Here is a 15,917-nt window from a genome sequence, read left to right on the forward strand (position 1 = left end):
TCCTGTTTTCTAGAGTTGAAGAGGGCCTAGAGCGGGCTCTCGGAGATCTGCAGGGTGCCGCCGGCGGGGCTGCCGACAGCGCCGACCCACACGTCGTACTGGCCGCTCTGGGCCGAGCCGAAGGTCACCACCGGGTTCAGCCCGTTGGCGTCGTCGTTGCAGTAGTACCGGCCGTTCGGAGCGTTGATCACCAGGCTGGTGTCGCCGCCCGAGACATGGCTAAACGACAGCGTGCCGCCGTTCGAATCGAAGTTCACGACCACGTCGGGGCTGTCTGCGATCATGCCGACGCACGACCCGCCGATGTCGGAAGCGTCGTTGCCACCACCCGACACCACCGAGGTCTCGATCGGGTCCGGCAGGAAGCCAGCCGACAGGTTGATGACCTCTTGGGCCGACGCCGAGGAAGCGCACAGAGCCAGCGCCACAGCGCCCGCCGTAAGAAACAGAGATTTCATTGCTTTCTTCTCCAAAGCGCAGCCCCCGCTGCGTGAGAACACCTTGGACCGGCCAAGCGTGGCCTTACAACCCTCTTGTTTCTGACGACGCGTGGGAGTGGCTAAGCGGAATGAAAAAGGGGACGTCAAGCGACGCCCCCCTCTCTCTGACCTCGGCAACGGCCTGATCAGTCGCCAAACACACTGCCTTCGGTGACGACCAGTGTGGACGACACCGGTCGGCCGATCGCCCCGACCCAGATGTCATACCGTCCGCTCGGGGCCGAATCCCAGCCAAATCCGGGGTTCAGGCCTTGGGCATCGTCATTGCAGTAGTAGCGCCCGTCGGGTCCGTTGATGACCAAGGTGGTGTCGCCGTCGGAATAGACACCGAACGACAGCGGGCCCCCGTTTGAACGGTAGTTCACGACCACGTCGGGGCTGCTGGCGATCGCGCCCACGCAGGAACCACCGAGGTCCGAGGCATCGTTGCTGCCGCCGGAGACGACTTCAAAAGTCACGGGATCGGGCACGAACCCCGCAGACAAGGACACCGTCTGCTGGGCGGATACGGAAGACGCGCACAGGGCCAGGGCGGTCGCCCCGACGATCAGGAACACGGATTTCATGGGTCTTCTCCAAAACGCAGCCCCCGCTGCGCGGTTCACAGTGCGCCGGGCAAGTTTTGTTATTCAAGCCCACAGTTCCTGACTGGCGAAGAGGAACTGTCACATGCGCCCGCTAAGCGAGGGCGAACAGTCCAGAGGAGCATCCATGTCCCCGATCCTGTCGCGCCGATCCTTGGTGGTGGGTCTTGGCCTCGGCTCGATGCTGGGCAGTGTGTCCAGCCGCGAAGCACTGGCCCAGGCGGTGTTCGAGGACAATCCCTTCCAGCTGGGCGTCGCCGCCGGCGACCCCCTGCCCGACGGCTTTGTGATCTGGACCCGGCTGGCCCCCCGGCCACTGGAGCCCGACCACGGCATGCCGTCCCAGCCGATGGCCGTGAACTGGGAAGTCGCGACCGACGCGGGTTTCGGCACGGTCATCCGCTCGGGCGAAGTCGTCGCCCGGCCGGAGCTCGGCCACGCCGTCCATGTCGAGGTGGGAGGTCTGGAGCCCGGACGCCCCTACTTCTATCGCTTTATCGCCGGACGTGAACGTTCTGGCGTTGGCCGCGCCAAGACCATGCCCGTCGCGGGCGCCGCTCTTGACCGGGTCAAGTTCGGCATCCTCGGCTGTCAGGCCTATGAGAGCGGCTACTACACGGCCCACCGCAAGATCGCGGCCGAGGACCTCGATTTCATCTACTGCTACGGCGACTACATCTACGAGGGTCGCGGCAACCGCATCTACGGCTCGACCAATCCACAGGAGAATCTGCGCACCCACATCGGCGGCGAGGTCTACACGGTCACCGACTATCGGCAGCGCTACGCCCAGTACAAGATGGACACGGACCTGCAGGCCAGCCACGCCTCGGCGGCCTGGTTCACCGTCTGGGACGACCACGAGATCGACAACAACTGGGTCACCGACATGGACCAGGACGGCACCGATCCGGCCGTCTTCGCGCTGCGCCAGGCGGCGGCCATGCAGGCCTATTACGAGCATATGCCCCTGCGCCGCTCGTCCTTCCCGCGCGGATCGGCGATGCAGCTGTACCGCCGAGCGGTCTACGGCGACCTGCTGGACCTGAACCTGCTCGACACGCGCCAGTTCCGAACCGACCAGCCCTGCAACGACCGCTTCAACAGTTCCTGCGACGGCATCAACGACCGCAACGCCCAGGTCCTCGGCGAGGCGCAGGAGGCCTGGCTGCTGAACAACCTGAACCGGTCAGAGGCGACCTGGAAGGCCCTGGCCCAGCAGATCATGGTCATGGACCTGGATCGGAACCCGGGCGAGGACTACGGCGTCAACACCGACAGCTGGGCCGGCTACCGCGTCCCGCGCGAGCGCCTGCTGCGCCACATCCGCGACCGCCGCATCGCCAACACCGTCGTCCTGACAGGAGACGAGCATCAGAACTATGCGGGCGAACTCTACCTCGACGGCCGCAATCCGGAGGGCGAGCCGATAGCGACCGAGTTCGTTTCCACCTCCATCAGCTCGGGCGGTGACGGCCAGGACCAGCGCGCCGACCAGGCCGAGTTCCTGTCCGCCAACCCCCAGCTGAAGTTCAGGAACAGCCAGCGCGGATATGTGCTGTGCGACGTGACGCCTGATCGCTGGCAGACCGAGTTCAAGGTGCTGGACCAGGTCCAGAACCGGAACGGCGTGCTTTCGACGCGGCAGACGATGGTGGTCGAGCGGGGCAGCGCGAGGCTGCAGACCGCCTAGGCCGCGACCGGCACGCTCTGGCTCAGGCGACCGCCGACCCGGATGGGCTCGATACGGGTGGCCAGACCCGTGCGGTCGTCCGTCTCGACATAGACGCCGCAGATCGTCGCCGGTCCCGATGCGGGCGAATAGCGGCCCTGTGAAATCCGCGTGGTGAACCGCCGAAGCGGCTCCTCCTTCTCGTTGCCGATGACGCTGTCGTAGTCGCAGCAGCCGCCCGCGTCGGTCTGATAGGCCGTGCCTCCGGGCAGGATCTGGGCGTCGGCAGTCGGGACATGGGTATGGGTGCCGATCACCAGACTGGCCCTGCCGTCGCAGAAGTGCCCCATGGCCATCTTCTCAGATGTCGCCTCGGCATGCATGTCGACGATCACGGCGTCGGCCACAGCCCCCAGCGGCGCGGCGTTGAGCTCACGATCGACCGCGCTGAACGGGTCGTCCATCGGATCCATATGGACGCGGCCCAGCACGTTCATGACCAGGACAGTCCGCCCGCCATGGGTCTCGAACAGGTTGGCGCCTGCGCCCGGCGCGTCCATCAGGCGCGGATAGTTCACGGGCCGGATCAGGCGCGGTTCGCGCACGATATAGGTCAGAGCCTCGCGCTGATCCCAGGAATGGTTGCCCAGCGTCAGGCAGTCGGCGCCGGCCATGAACAGCTCGCGCGCCGTGTTCTCGGTGATGCCGAACCCGCCCGCCGCATTCTCGGCGTTGACCACCACGAAATCCAGCTTCAGGTCGCGCTTCAGGCCGGGCAGGTGATCGCTCAGCCCGTCGCGACCCGACTTGCCGATCACATCTCCGAAGAACGCCAGTCTCATGCGGGGGCCGCCTTTCGGGCGGGGGTATAGCCGACCTCGGTCAGAACGCCATGCAGCGCAATGTCATGGGGCTCGACAGGCAGGCGCTCGACCCGCTGACCGGCATAGGCCAAGCCGATGCGGAGGGCCTGAGGCATAGCCGCGAACGTCCGATCGTAATGCCCCCCGCCTTGCCCCAGTCGTCCCCCGAAATCGTCGAAGGCTAGAAGCGGGGTGAGGATCAGGTCGGGCTTCAAGACCTCGGCCAGCGGGAGGGGCGCAGGGCATCCCGCGGCGTCGACTTCCAAAGGTTCGCCCGGGGTCCAGCGCCGAAAGATCATCGGCGCCGAGCGGTCGATCACCACGGGCAGGCAAAGCGTTCGCCCCAGTGAAGCGAGGGCGCCGGCCAGCGGAGCCGGATCGAGCTCGGACCCCATCGCCCGGTAGATGGCGATGGCCACCGCCTCGGGCAGGTCGTCAGCAAGTCGCGCGACGGCCTCCGCCGCCACGGCCCCGTTGCCGGCGAGAGATCGCCTGATCCGTCGCATCTCCGCGCGCAGGGCGACTTTATCGGAAGGGATCATCCGCCATCCGCGCTCAAGCAGCGAGCCGCCGCGCGGCGAGCGGTAGCGCACTTTCGAAGAGGGTGGCGGCGCCATGAGAGCCGTGAAGGACGGTTTAAATCCTCTCGAGCCTGGGTAACCAGGTGGGCTCCGTGTACCCGGCCCCACGGGGCCAGACAGGGACAGATCCCTTCGAGTGAATTAAGGCCGCGAGGATATGTTGCCTTCGACGTGAGCCACAGCTGACCCGCCGAAAGCGAAGATAGGCGGTCCCGCCCCGTGTTTCCAGAGCCGCCTACAGTCCCTGGGCGATCTTCTCGATGCGGGCGGCGACAGCGTTCAGGGCCTCCGCCACCCCGGAGTCGGACGACGCCGCATTGTGGATCACCGGAGCCGATCCCGCCGACAGCCGCGCCTCGTGCAGCTCGTCGGCCAGCAGCAGGGCCCCCATCAGGAACAGCCTGAGATCGCCGACCTGACCGACCTCGGCGGCGACCTGGCGCACGTTCGCGTCGAACTGCTTGGCCAGGATACGGACCCGCTCCTCCTGCCCATCGGCGCATCCCACGGCGTAGGGGCGACCGTTGATCTCGACGGTGACTGTGGCCATCAGGCGGCCTCGTCCGCGTCGGCTTCGGCCAGGGCTTCGCGCACGGCGGCGGCGGCGCGGGCGAGCGCCTCGGACGCCTCGCGCCCTGCGGCCTCCAGCTCGGCGATGCGGCGTTCGTCCTCGATGCGGGCGGTCGGCGGCGCCGGCAGGGCGAACAGGTCGTCGTCCGGCACGACGGGCGCCAGCTTCAGCTCATGGATCTTGCGTTCCAGCGTGTTCAGCGCGCGGTCGAGACGGTCGCGGGCGGCGGTGGTGGCGTCGGCCATCGGTCGCTTCCTCCAGATTTCGTATAGAACCCGCCACGGCCGCGCGGTAAAGCGGCGCCGCCTCCCTTTTTCCGCCTCCCGACGAAAGTTCCGCCCGTGGCCGAGTCCAAGTCCGCCCCTGAAAAGGCCTCCCTCAAGCAGATGGCGGACGCCGTCCGGGTGCTCGCGATGGACGGGGTCGAGAAGGCCGACAGCGGTCATCCCGGCATGCCGATGGGCATGGCCGATGTCGCGACCGTGCTGTTTTCCAGGTTCCTGAAGTTCGACGCGAGCCGCCCGGAATGGGCCGATCGCGACCGCTTCATCCTGTCGGCCGGCCACGGCTCGATGCTGATCTACGCGCTCCTGCATCTGACCGGCTACAAGGCCGCGACGAAGGAACAGCTGTCGAACTTCCGCCAGTGGGGGTCGAAGACCGCCGGCCATCCCGAGTACGGCCACATGCCGGGAGTGGAGACCACGACGGGTCCGCTGGGCCAAGGTCTGGCCAACGCCGTCGGCTTCGCCATGGCCGAGCGGCATCTGGCGGCCCGCTTCGGCGAGGATCTGGTGGATCACCGCACCTGGGTCATCGCCGGCGACGGCTGCCTGATGGAGGGCGTCAGCCAGGAGGCCATCGCACTGGCTGGCCGCTACAAGCTGAACAAGCTGACGGTGCTGTGGGACGACAACGCCATCACCATCGACGGCGCGGTGTCGCTGTCCGACGCCACCGACCAGAAGGGCCGCTTCAAGGCCGCCGGCTGGGCGGTCAAGGCCATCGACGGCCATGACCCCAAGGCCATCAAGGCCGCCCTGCAATGGGCGACCCGTCAGGACAAGCCGACCCTGATCGCCTGCAAGACCAAGATCGGTCGCGGCGCCGCCACCATGGAAGGCAGCCACAAGACCCACGGCGCGGCGCTCGGCGCGGCGGAAGTCGCCGCCACCCGTCTGGGCCTGTCCTGGACCCACGATCCCTTCGAACTGCCGGAAGCCGTCGAGAAGGCCTGGCGCAAGGTCGGCAAGCGCGGCGCCAAGGTCCGTAAGGTCTGGGAGGCCAGGCTGGCCTCCTCGCCGCAAGCCAAGGACTTCACCCGCGCCATGGCCGGCGACCTGCCGGAACGCGCCTTCGACGGTCTGAACGCCGGCATCGCCCAGCTGCTGGTCGACAAGCCCGCCCAGGCCACGCGCCAGGCGTCGGGCGCCGCGCTGGAAGCCGTGTTCGGCGCCGTGCCGGAGCTGATCGGCGGCTCGGCCGACCTGACCGGCTCCAACAACACCTTCGTCAAGGGCACGCCGATCTTCGACGCCCCGACCTATGAGGGTCGCTACGTCAACTGGGGCATCCGCGAGCACGGCATGGCGGCGGCCATGAACGGCATGGCGCTGCACGGCGGGGTCATCCCCTATGGCGGCACCTTCATGGTGTTCTCGGACTACAGCCGCCCGTCGATCCGGCTGGCGGCTCTGATGGGCATCCGCGTCATTCACGTCCTGACGCACGACTCGATCGGCCTGGGCGAAGACGGGCCGACGCACCAGCCGGTCGAGCATCTGGCGGCGCTGCGCGCCATCCCGAACCTGATGGTCTTCCGCCCCGCCGACACGGTCGAGGCCTTCGAATGCTGGCAGCTGGCGCTGGAAGCCAAGACCACCCCGTCCGCGCTCGCCCTGTCGCGCCAGAAGACAGTGGCGGTCCGCACCGAGCCGTCCGACCAGAACCTGTCGGCGCGCGGCGCCTACGAGCTAAAGGCAGCGTCGGGAGAGGCCAAGGCCACCCTCTTCGCCACCGGCACCGAAGTGCCGATCGCGCTCAAGGCGGCCGAAACGCTGGAGGCCCAAGGCACTCCGACCCGCGTCGTTTCCGTCCCCTGCTTCGAGCTGTTCGAGCGGCAGGACGCCGCCTATCGGGCCTCGGTCCTGGGTCGCGGCACGGTCCGCGTCGCCGTCGAGGCCGCGATCCAGCAGGGCTGGGAACGCTTCATCGGCGAGGACGGCGGCTTCGTCGGCATGACCGGCTTCGGCGCCTCGGCCCCCGCCGAGGTCCTCTACCGCGAGTTCGGGATCACGGCGGACGCCGTGGTCGCGGCGGTGAAGACGCGGCTCTGAGGATGCGCTTCACGGCGCTGGTCTCCGCTGTCGCCGTCCTGCTCGCGGCCGTACCGGTCTCGGCCCAGACGCCAGAGCCGACGCCCATCGTCATCGGGCAGTCCTACGCCTTGCCGTCGATGATCATGGGGCGGCCGCGCGAGATCAACGTCTGGCTGCCGCCCGGCCACGGCGAGGACGGGCGTCGCTATCCGGTGCTTTACGTACTGGACGGCGGCCAGGCCCAGGACTTCCACCACATCAGCGGCCTGGCCCAACTGGGCACCGTCAACGGCTCGACCCGCGACGTGATCGTCGTCGGCGTGGCCTCGATGGATCGCAGGAACGAGCTGGCCCTGCGCTCGTCCAATCCGGACCTCATCGCGCAGTATCCGACCCAGGGGGACTCCGCCCGCTTCCGCCGCTTCCTGGCCGAAGAGGTGGTCCCCTTCGTCGAGACGACCTTCGCCACCGACGACACCTCGGTGCTGATGGGCGAGTCGCTCGCGGGCCTGTTCGTGGTCGAGACGGCGCTTAAGACCCCCGCCCTGTTCGACGCCTATGTCGCGATCAGCCCCAGCCTGTGGTGGGATGACGGGGACCTCGCCGATCAAGCCGAGAGCCTGCTGGCCGCCCATCCCCCCGGTCCGCGCGCCCTCATGCTCAGCATCGCCGACGAGGGCGCAGAGATGCAGGCCGCGATGGACGTGCTGGTCGCAGCGCTGCGGTCATCCGCGCCCGCCGGCCTGACCTGGACCTACGATCCCCGCCCGGACGAGAGCCACGCCACCATCTATCACGGCGCGGCGCTGGACGCCTTTCGGGCCCTGTTTCCCTACCCTCCCGAGCCCTGATCGCGGACGCCGTCGGGTTTCGCCTCTGGCGAAATGACGACCGGCGGGGCACGGTGTCCGCTTCATCGGGGGAAATCGAGATGACCAAACTGAGCGTGCGCGTCGTGATGGCCGGAGCGGCCGCTGCCCTGATGCTGGCCGCCTGTTCCCAAACGGGGGGTGAGGCCAAGGCCGACGGCGAGGCCGCCTCTCAGGCCGCTCCCGCGTCGGCAGGCGCCGTCACCTTCGAGGCCCGCCCCGACATTCGCGAGGGCGTTCAGGCCTTGCCGCGCGTCGTCGGGGATACGCCGGCCATCGTCGCCATCAACGCCGACATAGACCGGATCAACGCCGACACCGCCGGATGCGACGGTCCCGGGACCTTCACCCGGTTCGCCAGCATGCCAATGACGGGTCCAGGGTTCCTGACCCTTGCCGTCGCCGACGACTGGTCCTGCGAGGGGGCCGCCCACCCAAGCGTCACCTATGCCGCCGTGACCTGGGATCTGTCGACCGGCCGTCGTGTCGACTGGGTCACCGCTGCCCCCGGGCTGTCGGCGACCCGCCCGGAAGATGACGGTTTTCCCGCCACCTACGAGCCGGGCCTGCAGTCTGCCCCGCTGGCGGAATGGTACGGGCGAAAGATGATGGCCTCGACCGACGCCGAGTGGTTGGGCGAATGCCGCGACCTGTTCACCAACGGGACATTGGCAGAGCGCTACTACAAGCTTTGGCTCGACGCACAGACGGGCGGTATCGCGGTCATGGTCGACTTCCCGCACGTGGCCCAGTACTGCGCCGAGACCGCCACCATGAACGAAGCCGAGATGAGCCAGTTCGGGGTCAGTCCGGCAATGATCGATGCAGTGCTCGCCGCCACGGCCGCCGAGAATTTCGGTCCCAAGGGCTGAGACGCGCCTTTTCTGATGCATACCAAGGCGCGGGGCTGTAGGTCGCGGGCATGAGCCACGCCATCCGCCTCGGCACGCCCCTGTCGCCCACCGCTGTCCGCGTCATGCTGCTCGGAGGCGGAGAGCTCGGCAAGGAGGTCGTGATCGAGCTTCAGCGGCTTGGCGTGGAGACCATCGTCGTCGACCGCTACGCCGACGCGCCCGCCATGCAGGTCGCGCACCGGGCGCACGTCATCGCCATGACCGACGCCGCCGCGCTCCGCGCCACCATCGCCGCCGAGCGGCCCCATCTGATCGTGCCCGAGATCGAGGCCATCGCCACCGAGGTCCTCGCCGAGGTCGAGGCCGCCGGGACCACGGTCATCCCGACCGCCCGCGCGACCCAGCTGACCATGAACCGTGAGGGCATCCGTCGTCTGGCGGCTGAGGAACTGGACCTACCGACCAGCCCCTACGCCTTCGCAGGGTCGGCCGCCGAGTTGGCCGAAGCCGCGCATCGGATCGGTCTGCCAGTGTTCGTGAAACCGGTCATGTCGTCCTCGGGCAAGGGTCAGTCGATGATCGATGCCCTTGAGGACGCCACCAACGCCTGGCACTACGCCCAGTCTGCCGGGCGCGTGGAGACGACGCGCGTCATCGTCGAGGGCCGCATCGACTTCGATTTCGAGGTCACCCTCCTGACCGTCCGATCGGTCCGTGAAGGCCAGGTCGTCACCGACTTCTGCGCCCCCATCGGCCATCGCCAGGTGAAGGGCGACTACGTCGAAAGCTGGCAGCCCCAGGCCATGAGCCCCACCGCCCTCGCCTCGGCCCAGGACATCGCGGCGAAGGTGACCGGCGCTCTGGGTGGCCTGGGCGTCTTTGGCGTCGAACTGTTCGTGAAGGGGGACCAGGTCTGGTTCTCCGAGGTCTCGCCCCGGCCGCACGACACGGGGCTGGTGACGCTGGCCACCCAGACGATGAGCGAGTTCGCGCTTCACGCCCGCGCCATCCTTGGCCTGCCCGTCGATGTCAGCCAGCGCGAGATCGGCGCCAGCGCGGTGATCTATGGGGCCATGGACGCCGTCGGCATCGCCTTCGAGGGCGTCGCCGAGGCCTTGGCGGTGCCGACCGCCGACCTGCGCCTGTTCGGCAAGCCCGAGGCGTTCGAACGCCGTCGCATGGGCGTGGCCACGGCGCGCGGCGCGTCCGGGGAAGAAGCCCGCGAACGGGCGCGCGAGGCCGCCGGCCGGGTGCGTCCCACCCCGGTCTGTCGCTAGAGCCCCTGCGCCACTGTCACGGTCGGGCCACCGCCCGCGCCTGACGCCCGCGCCAGTTCCTGGCGGTTCAACGCCTCGAGCGCCGCTTCCAGGACAGGGTCGCGGCCCGCGCGACGATCCTGGATCGTACGCGAAACCAGAACGTCCGGCGCGACCCCACGCTTCTCCAGCCGCACCCCGCCCGAGGTGATGTAGTCGGCCCGGCTGAGCGTCAAACGCCCCCCATCCGGCAACACCGTATCCTGCGAGATCAGCACCGATCCCGCCGTGTGCTCGCCCACTACCAGGGCGCGGCCGGCCTCCTGCAAGGCGGCGGGGGTCAGTTCGGCGGCGCTGCGGCTGGCGCTGTCGACCAGCACGGCCACATCGTGCGGGGCCGGTTCCTCAAGATCGCCGCAGCCCGGCATGATCGTCAGTGTCACCGGCCGTCCATTGCGCGCGACGCGCGTCGCCCAGGGCTGACGGGCCGGCAAAAAGCAGGACAGCGCCGCGTCGGCCTCGAGCAAAAGTCCGCCCGGATTGCCGCGCAGGTCGATGATCACATCGGTTTCCGCGGGCACGACGGCAAGCTGTTCGCCCAGCCAGCGGCCAAGCCCCGCCTCGAAGCCGTCCACCCGCAGCACCACGGCGCCGGGCCGTGAGGTGTCGACCGTGAAGGGCGGCAAGGGGTCCATCTCGCGCGGAACCAGGGTGACCGTCCGCGTCTGTCCCGCGTCGTCCAGGAAGGTCAGCAACGTCGGCCGCCCCGCCTCGACGTCGAAATCGACGCCCCAAGACTGGCCATCGACGCTTTGGAGCACCCAGCCGACTTCGATCCCGGCCTCTTCGGCCGGCGAGCCCGCGCGAACCGCGTCGATCCGCCAGGCGTCGGCGTCCACCCGCGCCAGCATGACGCCCATCACGGCCCGGCGCGACCTCGCCTGATCCTGCCGCCGCGCCTGGGCCGGCGAGATCGCTCCGGCGTGATCGTCGTCGAGCAGATCGAGCATCTGGCCGAGTGCGCGATAGAGCGCCCGGTCATCCACGGCTGCCAACGCCTGGGGCCGATAGGTGTCGCGCGCGCTGCGCCAGTCCACGCCGTGCAGGTCGGGATCGTAGTAGCGCCGCCGAACCGTGTCCCAGACGGCGTCGAAAACCCGGGCGTTCATCCGGGCGCGTTCCCGGTCCGGTGCGGCCTGGTCGGCGGCGGGCGCGGTCGCTTCCGATCCGCTGGCCCAAACCGACGTCGGCGACAGCGCCAGCAGGATCGCCGCCGCGCTGACGACCACGGTGCTGTTCAGGAGGCGGCCGACGGGGAGGCGCATGGCTGTAGCCTAGAACGCGGCGAACCCATCACTCAAGTCACGAAACAGATGCACAGATGTCACGCCGCGTCCCGCTAGGCCGTGGCCGGATTGGCCGCGCCCGGCGCTCTAGCCTCGCCCTTGCCGCCGCCGATCTTGTCCATGAAGCGGAAGACGAAGGGGTTGAGCGAGATCGACAGCAGGGCCGCGGCCAGGATCAGGTCGTGCGTCCCCTGGCTGAGCGCGCCGAGCGAGAGGCCCAGCGCCGCGAGGATGAATGAGAATTCCCCGATCTGGGCGAGGCTGGCGGCCACCATCAGGCTGGTGGCGCGATCCAGCCTGAAGGCCGTGGTGATGGCGAGCGCCGCGAGCGTCTTGCCGACCAGGACGATGGCGACCACGCCCAGGACCGCCAGGGGTTCGCGCACCACGATCGACGGGTCAAACAGCATGCCGACCGAGACGAAGAACAGCACCGCGAAGGCGTCCCTGAGCGGCAGCGACCGCTCGGCCGCATTGTGACCCAACGGCGTGCCGTTCAGCACCAGCCCGGCGAGGAAAGCCCCGAGCGCGAAGGAGTGGAACAGGGCATAGGCCACCCAGGCGATGCCGAGCGCGATGGCCAGAACGCCCAGGGTGAAAAGCTCCCTCGACCGCGTATGGGCGATCCGCACCAGCACCCACGGCAGGACCCGCCCGCCGATGAAGAGCATGGCGGCCACGAAGGCGGCGACCTTCAGCAGGGTCCAGCCGACGTTCAGCCCCAGCGTCGACAGATCGACCGCCGCCCCGTCGGTCAGCAAAAGCATGGGCAGCATGACCAGGGCGATCACGATCACCAGATCCTCGACGATCAGCCAGCCGACGGCGATCTTGCCGACCTCGCCCTTGCCCTGGTTGCGCTCCTCCAGCGACTTCATCAGGACGACGGTGGAGGCGACCGACAGGGCGAAGCCCATGAGCAGGGCCTCGACATCGCCCATGCCGAGCCCGAACCGGCCCAGGATCCAGCCCATCAGGGTCGCGGCCGCGATCTGGACCAGGGCGCCCGGCACGGCGACCCTGCGGACCTTCATCAGGTCGGTGGGTGAGAAGTGCAGCCCGACCCCGAACATCAGCAGGATCACCCCGATCTCGGCCAGCTGGGGCGCCAGTTCCGCGTCGGCGACGAAGCCGATGGTGTAGGGCCCCACTGCCACGCCCGCGAGCAGATAGCCGACCAGCGGCGAAAGCTTCAGCCGATTGGCGATCATGCCGAACGCGAACGCCAGCACGAAGGCGGCCACGAGGGTCGAGATCAGGCTGTAGCTCTGCATCCAGGCTCCGGTTCAGATTGTGGGGCGACCCTCCTTGGGACCCACAAGATATGGGGCGAAAACCGACCCGAACAACCCTGGAAAGCGCGGTGAATCCTCGCTTTTCGCTGCGGAAATCCTATATAAACGACGCATCCGGACGACGGGATTCGTTGGCCCGGATGATCCTTTCCTGCGGCGGGTCCGGCAGCGCGTGCGCGGCCCCATCGACCCCGCGCTTCCGGACGACCGAATGACCGACGAACCCCTGAACAACGCCGAGACCGAGCGCACCGCCGATACCGCCGAAGAGGCCGCCTACGGCGCCGATTCCATCAAGGTGCTCAAGGGTCTGGACGCGGTTCGCAAACGCCCCGGCATGTACATCGGCGACACCGACGACGGCTCCGGCCTGCACCACATGGTCTATGAGGTCGTCGACAACGCCATCGACGAGGCCCTGGCAGGCCACGCCGACCTGGTCGAGGTCATCCTGAACGCCGACGGCTCGGTCACCGTCACCGACAATGGCCGCGGCATCCCGGTCGACATCCACGAAGGCGAGGGCGTCTCGGCCGCCGAGGTCATCATGACCCAGCTGCACGCGGGCGGAAAGTTCGACCAGAACTCCTACAAGGTCTCCGGCGGCCTGCATGGCGTGGGCGTGTCGGTGGTCAACGCCCTGTCGGACTGGCTCAAGCTGGTCATCTTCCGGAACGGCAAGCGCCACGAGATGCGCTTCGAGCGCGGCGACACAGTCGAATCCCTGCGCGTCACCGGCGACGCCCCGATCCGCACGGACGGCGCCAAGGCGGGTCAGACCCTGTCGGGCACCCAGGTGACCTTCTATCCGTCGGTCACGACCTTCAGCCACATCGACTTCGACCTGAAGACGCTGGAGCACCGGCTGCGCGAGCTGGCCTTCCTGAACTCGGGCGTCGTGATCAAGCTGGCCGACCACCGCCACGCCGAGCCCTTCGAGGAAATCCTGCACTACGAAGGCGGCGTCGAGGCCTTCGTGCGGCACCTCGACAAGTCCAAGTCGCCGATCCTGAAGGACGTCATCGTCATTCGCGGCAAGAAGGAGGGTGTCGAGCTCGACCTCGCCTTGTGGTGGAACGACAGCTATCACGAGACCATGCTGTGCTTCACCAACAACATCCCCCAGCGGGATGGAGGCACCCACCTGTCGGCCTTCCGCGCCAGCCTGACCCGCGTCATGGGCGCCTACATGGAAAGCTCCGGCGCGCTGAAGAAGGAAAAGGTCGCCCCCACCGGCGAGGACGCCCGCGAGGGCCTGACCTGCGTGCTGTCGGTCAAGGTGCCGGACCCCAAGTTCTCGTCCCAGACCAAGGACAAGCTGGTGTCGTCGGAAGTCCGTCCGGCGGTCGAAGCGCTGTGCTCGGAAGGTCTGTCGACCTGGTTCGAGGAGCACCCGGTCGAGGCCAAGCTGATCACCGCCAAGATCATCGAGGCGGCCTCGGCGCGCGAAGCGGCGAGGAAGGCGCGCGACCTGACGCGGCGCAAGTCGGCGATGGATATCAGCTCCCTCCCCGGCAAGCTCGCGGACTGTCAGGAGCGGGATCCCGCCAAGTCCGAACTGTTCATCGTCGAGGGCGATTCCGCCGGCGGCTCGGCCAAACAGGCGAGGAACCGTGAGAACCAGGCGGTGCTGCCTCTGCGCGGCAAGATCCTGAACGTGGAGCGGGCGCGGTTCGACCGGATGCTGTCATCCGACCTGATCGGCACGCTGATCCTGGCGCTCGGCACCGGCATTGGCCGCGACGACTTCAACGCCGACAAGCTGCGCTATCACAAGATCATCCTGATGGCCGACGCCGACGTCGACGGCGCGCACATCCGGACCCTGCTGCTGACCTTCTTCTACCGGCAGATGCCCGAGCTGATCGAGCGCGGCCACGTCTTCATTGCCCAGCCGCCGCTCTACAAGGTCGCCAAGGGCAAGCAGTCCCGCTACCTCAAGGACCAGTCCGAGATGGACGCCTATCTGATCGAGGAGGGCTCCACCGAGGCCGAGCTCGACTTCCGCTCGGGCGAGCGCCGCATCGGCCAGGACCTGATGGCGCTGGTGCGCGAGGCCAAGGCGTTCAAGGCGGGCGTGGATCGCCTGAGCCAGCGGGCTCCGGCCTTCGCCATCGAGCAGGCGGCCCTGGCCGGCCTGTTCGACGACAAGGGCGACGCCGCCTCGCGCGCCCAAGCCGCGGCCGACCGCCTGAACCTCTATGCCGAGGAAGGCGACGGGGCCTGGTCCGGCGAGGCCGGCGAACAGGGCGCGGTCGTCTTCACCCGTCTGCGCCGCGCCGTAAAGGAAACCATCGTGCTGGAGGAACAGCTGATCCGCAGCCTAGACGCCCGGCGTCTCGCTGAGCGCGCAGCGGCCTTCGAAGGCCTGTTCGAGAGTCCGGCCGTCTATCGCCGCCGCGACAAGACGGTCGACGTGCGCGGGCCACTGGATCTGCTGACGGCGGTGTTGGACGCCGGCAAGAAAGGCCTGTCGATCCAGCGGTACAAGGGTCTGGGCGAGATGAACCCCGACCAGCTGTGGGAGACGACACTGGACGCCAACGCCCGCACCCTGCTGCAGGTCAAGGTCGACCACGCCGATGACGCCGACGATCTGTTCGCCAAACTGATGGGCGATGTCGTCGAACCCCGCCGCGACTTCATCCAGGAGAACGCGCTGGACGCCGCCGTCGACGTCTGACGGTCAGGGCCGGCCCGCGTCGATCCACGCGCGGACGGTCTCGAACGGGGCGCGGCTGGGCTCCTTCTCGCCGCACGCCATTTCCCGAACCGAGCCGTCGAAGCTGTCGGTAGGCGCATCCGTCCAGGGCTCGTCGGCGGCGAAGGTGTCGGCTGTCACGCCGTCGTCGGCGATGTCGGACGAGGTCTCGACCCGCGTCTGGCCCGCGCCGCAACGGACGCCGAACTGATCGACCGTGTGACGGTATTCTCCCGGCCCCAGGCGCTTGGACACCCGCGCGATGCGGATGGAGGCATCGTCGCCGTTGCGCACGATGCTGGCCATGTCGACGAGGTAGGTCGAGCTGTCGCTCTCGGAGAACATGCGCCACTGGGCGGTCGCGCCGCTGGACAGCATCTCGACGTCCTGAACGGGCCCGGAGCCGCCGGGGGCCAGACCGCCGATCAGCATGGCCAGGATCGTGGTCGCAAACGTCATGTGTTCCTCCCCAGGATGTCTCGTTGGCCAATGTTACAACGCCGTAAC

Annotated in this window: 15 protein-coding genes and 1 other RNA gene; 6 read left to right on the top strand and 10 right to left on the bottom strand. The window is 68.2% G+C overall.

The window, feature by feature from the left end; genetic code table 11:
* Nucleotides 1-26: 26 nt before the first annotated feature.
* The gene (locus Q333_RS0106105) at nt 27-458 is read right to left on the bottom strand and encodes a hypothetical protein (RefSeq protein WP_029415860.1); all 432 of its coding nucleotides are present in this window, start codon (nt 456-458) and stop codon (nt 27-29) included.
* A 167-nt stretch (nt 459-625) separates the two neighbouring features.
* Nucleotides 626-1,066, bottom strand: coding sequence for a hypothetical protein (locus Q333_RS0106110; RefSeq protein WP_029415861.1), 441 nt, complete (start codon nt 1,064-1,066; stop codon nt 626-628).
* 145 nt (nt 1,067-1,211) lie between these two features.
* On the opposite strand from Q333_RS0106110, the gene Q333_RS0106115 reads away from it, so the two are divergent.
* Nucleotides 1,212-2,777, top strand: a complete 1,566-nt coding sequence (locus Q333_RS0106115) for an alkaline phosphatase D family protein (RefSeq protein ID WP_029415862.1) — start codon at nt 1,212-1,214, stop codon at nt 2,775-2,777.
* On the opposite strand, the gene Q333_RS0106120 is transcribed toward Q333_RS0106115, so the two are convergent.
* From Q333_RS0106120 to Q333_RS0106135, 5 genes are all read right to left on the bottom strand, one after another.
* Nucleotides 2,774-3,598 (bottom strand): TIGR00282 family metallophosphoesterase, encoded by an 825-nt coding sequence (locus Q333_RS0106120; protein WP_029415863.1) that lies wholly within the window; start codon nt 3,596-3,598, stop codon nt 2,774-2,776. The genes Q333_RS0106115 and Q333_RS0106120 overlap by 4 nt on opposite strands.
* Nucleotides 3,595-4,161: a 5-formyltetrahydrofolate cyclo-ligase gene (locus Q333_RS16375; RefSeq protein ID WP_035293858.1), complete on the bottom strand. Its 567-nt coding sequence runs from the start codon at nt 4,159-4,161 to the stop codon at nt 3,595-3,597. Before Q333_RS16375 ends, Q333_RS0106120 begins: the two co-directional genes overlap by 4 nt.
* A 64-nt stretch (nt 4,162-4,225) precedes the next feature.
* Nucleotides 4,226-4,388, bottom strand: a non-coding RNA gene (ssrS, locus tag Q333_RS18065) — 6S RNA.
* Nucleotides 4,389-4,435: 47 nt separating this feature from the next.
* Nucleotides 4,436-4,750 carry a cell division protein ZapA gene (locus tag Q333_RS0106130; RefSeq protein WP_029415865.1) on the bottom strand — a complete coding sequence of 105 codons (315 nt, stop codon included), beginning with the start codon at nt 4,748-4,750 and terminating at the stop codon, nt 4,436-4,438.
* Nucleotides 4,750-5,016, bottom strand: a complete 267-nt coding sequence (locus Q333_RS0106135; RefSeq protein ID WP_029415866.1) for a hypothetical protein — start codon at nt 5,014-5,016, stop codon at nt 4,750-4,752. Before Q333_RS0106135 ends, Q333_RS0106130 begins: the two co-directional genes overlap by 1 nt.
* A 96-nt stretch (nt 5,017-5,112) precedes the next feature.
* Here Q333_RS0106135 and tkt point away from each other — a divergent pair, with 96 nt between their 5' ends.
* The 4 genes from tkt to purT all read left to right on the top strand — a co-directional run bounded on the left by tkt (nt 5,113) and on the right by purT (nt 10,089).
* The gene (gene tkt, locus Q333_RS0106140) at nt 5,113-7,107 is read left to right on the top strand and encodes a transketolase (protein WP_035293860.1); all 1,995 of its coding nucleotides are present in this window, start codon (nt 5,113-5,115) and stop codon (nt 7,105-7,107) included.
* A 2-nt stretch (nt 7,108-7,109) separates the two neighbouring features.
* Complete coding sequence (locus tag Q333_RS0106145; protein ID WP_029415868.1) at nt 7,110-7,940, top strand: alpha/beta hydrolase; 831 nt, start codon at nt 7,110-7,112, stop codon at nt 7,938-7,940.
* 80 nt (nt 7,941-8,020) lie between these two features.
* Nucleotides 8,021-8,830 carry a hypothetical protein gene (locus Q333_RS0106150; protein WP_029415869.1) on the top strand — a complete coding sequence of 270 codons (810 nt, stop codon included), beginning with the start codon at nt 8,021-8,023 and terminating at the stop codon, nt 8,828-8,830.
* A gap of 50 nt (nt 8,831-8,880) precedes the next feature.
* Nucleotides 8,881-10,089 carry a formate-dependent phosphoribosylglycinamide formyltransferase gene (gene purT / locus Q333_RS0106155; RefSeq protein ID WP_029415870.1) on the top strand — a complete coding sequence of 403 codons (1,209 nt, stop codon included), beginning with the start codon at nt 8,881-8,883 and terminating at the stop codon, nt 10,087-10,089.
* On the opposite strand, the gene Q333_RS0106160 is transcribed toward purT, so the two are convergent.
* A complete protein-coding gene (locus Q333_RS0106160) occupies nt 10,086-11,393 on the bottom strand; it encodes a S41 family peptidase (RefSeq protein WP_051651153.1) in 1,308 nt (435 codons plus the stop codon). The genes purT and Q333_RS0106160 overlap by 4 nt on opposite strands.
* A gap of 74 nt (nt 11,394-11,467) precedes the next feature.
* Nucleotides 11,468-12,688 (bottom strand): cation:proton antiporter domain-containing protein, encoded by a 1,221-nt coding sequence (locus tag Q333_RS0106165; protein ID WP_051651154.1) that lies wholly within the window; start codon nt 12,686-12,688, stop codon nt 11,468-11,470.
* Between the two features lie 232 nt (nt 12,689-12,920).
* On the opposite strand from Q333_RS0106165, the gene gyrB reads away from it, so the two are divergent.
* Nucleotides 12,921-15,392, top strand: coding sequence for a DNA topoisomerase (ATP-hydrolyzing) subunit B (gene gyrB, locus Q333_RS0106170; RefSeq protein ID WP_029415873.1), 2,472 nt, complete (start codon nt 12,921-12,923; stop codon nt 15,390-15,392).
* A 3-nt stretch (nt 15,393-15,395) separates the two neighbouring features.
* Here the strand turns inward: gyrB and Q333_RS0106175 are convergent, their stop codons facing one another.
* Nucleotides 15,396-15,869, bottom strand: coding sequence for a surface-adhesin E family protein (locus Q333_RS0106175; protein ID WP_029415874.1), 474 nt, complete (start codon nt 15,867-15,869; stop codon nt 15,396-15,398).
* Nucleotides 15,870-15,917: the final 48 nt, after the last annotated feature.

The organism is Brevundimonas bacteroides DSM 4726 (assembly GCF_000701445.1).
In the GTDB taxonomy this organism is placed as follows: Bacteria; Pseudomonadota; Alphaproteobacteria; order Caulobacterales; family Caulobacteraceae; genus Brevundimonas; species Brevundimonas bacteroides.